The organism is Eudoraea sp. (assembly GCF_049665975.1).
In the GTDB taxonomy this organism is placed as follows: Bacteria; Bacteroidota; Bacteroidia; order Flavobacteriales; family Flavobacteriaceae; genus Eudoraea.
The window spans coordinates 1-2,258 of sequence record NZ_JBATGR010000245.1 but is presented as its reverse complement, the minus strand read 5'-3'; the positions used below and the strand labels follow the sequence as shown (position 1 = coordinate 2,258).

Sequence of the window (2,258 nt, the reverse complement as noted above, 5' to 3'; positions counted from 1 at the left end):
ACCCTATAGAATGTTTACATCAAGGGCAGAGTATCGAACTCTATTAAGACAGGATAATGCCGATCTAAGGCTTACACCAAAAAGTTATGAAATAGGACTTGCAAAAGAGGAGCGTCTTTTTGCAATGAGAGAAAAGGAAAAAAAGTCTAATGATTTTATTAACTTTTTCAAAAACACCAGCTTTAACCCGGCACAAATTAATCCAATTTTAGAAGATGTGTCTTCTGCGCCGGTAAAACAATCCGATAAAATGTTTAAAGTATTTTCCAGGCCTGGAGTCACAATGTCACATATGCTAAAACTGGAAAAAGTTTCAAATTATGTTAATACCAATGACTTAAACAGAGAGGTATTAGAGCAGGCTGAAATCCAGGTGAAATATGCGGGATATATAGCTAAAGAAAAGAATAATGCAGACAAGCTTCAACGGTTAGAAAACATTAAAATTCCTGAAAACTTCGACTATAGTAAATTAAAGTCCCTTTCTTTTGAGGCAAGGGAAAAACTAAAAAATATCCAACCTGCTACCATTTCTCAGGCTTCCAGGATAAGCGGAGTGTCTCCAAGCGATATAAGCGTATTGCTTGTATATATGGGAAGGTAGAATATAATTGTTCCACGTGGAACATAAACAAAACCATACCATTCGGCATCTAATATATAAGAGATCTTTTTCTGTTACGCCGGTATTGATTGGAATTCAACAAATAAATAAGAACAGAATATTTAATAGTTTATAAATTAGTCCTCAATTCAATGGAAATACATAGTAATATTTGGTTTTTTCAAGACAAGGTTTTAAACTATCTTCGAAATGTATAGGGGCTTTTTATACGTTACTAATTGAAAATGAAAAAATTTTTAAAGATTAAAGACTTTTCGGTTTCCGGTGAAGAATTCGAATTACTATTAGATACAGAATTAAACATGTTGCGTACATACCCAGAACCGAAGGATCTGGAGAATTATTATAATAGTGAGGCATATATTTCTCATACGGATTCATCTAAAACTTTGGTTGATAAGCTCTATCAGTATATTAAAAAGCACAACCTCAGAAAAAAAGTAGACCTAATTAATAAATATACCACTTCTGATAAAACACTATTAGATATTGGAGCAGGCACTGGCTCTTTCCTCGAATCCGCAAAGCATAATGGATGGGAAACATATGGAATTGAACCTAATAAAAAGGCCAGGGACTTAGCAATAAAAAAAGGACTGAACTTAAAGGAAAACATTGATCTTTTAGAGAAAAAGGGATTTCAGGTAATTACACTGTGGCATGTTCTTGAACATTTACCTGATTTGAACTTACAAATAAATAAAATAGGATCACTTTTAAATAAAGATGGGACTTTGATCATAGCAGTTCCAAACTTCCAATCTTACGATGCTAAATATTATAAAGAATATTGGGCTGCTTATGATGTTCCCAGACATCTTTCGCATTTTTCACAGTTGTCTATTGCAAAACTTTTTGCTCAGAGTGGAATGAGGGTAGTAAAAACAAAGCCCATGATATTCGATTCTTTCTACGTCTCTTTACTTTCTGAAAAATATAAACACGGTAGGGGAAATTTTTTAAAGGCATTTTTGGTTGGACTAAAATCTAATATATTGGCTTGGAACACAAAAGAGTATTCATCTCTTCTTTACATTCTTAAAAAGGACGAAAAAGCGTTTTAAAGCCATCTAAGGCTGTATTATTCAATTCAGTATTATTTACCCAATAGTCATGCCGGTTATCAATTATAAGAAGCTAGAAAACGATTGTAATTATAGATAATTCTAATGTGTTTTTAAAAGTGCAATAAATAACATCTATTGTTTATTATGCCCTCTATGGAAGAGGACTCATTCTCATTACAAGTGACGTCAGTTCATTTATTGAATAAAACACAAATCATTCCAAAAACCTTTACTACTTTTGCCAAACTAAATTTAAGAACCACATGAAAAAAATAGTTTTAGCGATTTTTTTAATCGTAGCAGTAGCTTGTGAACAAAATAAAATTGGCTTTGTTGATAACGTAAAACTGATGGATGGTTATCAGGAAAAAATGGACATTGAAGCCAGATATAAGGTTAAAGCAGAAACACTAAATAAAAAAAGGGATAGTATTTCTCAGGCTTTTCAAATAGAAGCACAGGCTTTTCAAACCAAAGCTCAAAGCATGCCCGAAACCCAAGCCCAGGAAGAGTATGGTGTACTGCAACAAAGGGGTCAGTTTATAGGCCAACAATTACAGCAGGAA

At 33.1% G+C, this 2,258-nt stretch carries 1 protein-coding gene and 2 pseudogenes; all 3 read left to right on the top strand.

All coding sequences use genetic code 11. The features are described from left to right. A pseudogene (locus WBN20_RS08985) lies at nucleotides 1-604 on the top strand (tRNA uridine-5-carboxymethylaminomethyl(34) synthesis enzyme MnmG); the annotation flags it as partial. A 245-nt stretch (nucleotides 605-849) separates the two neighbouring features. Beyond that, nucleotides 850-1,689, top strand: coding sequence for a class I SAM-dependent methyltransferase (locus WBN20_RS08980; RefSeq protein ID WP_424281442.1), 840 nt, complete (start codon nucleotides 850-852; stop codon nucleotides 1,687-1,689). Nucleotides 1,690-1,955: 266 nt separating this feature from the next. Beyond that, a pseudogene (locus WBN20_RS08975) lies at nucleotides 1,956-2,258 on the top strand (OmpH family outer membrane protein); the annotation flags it as partial.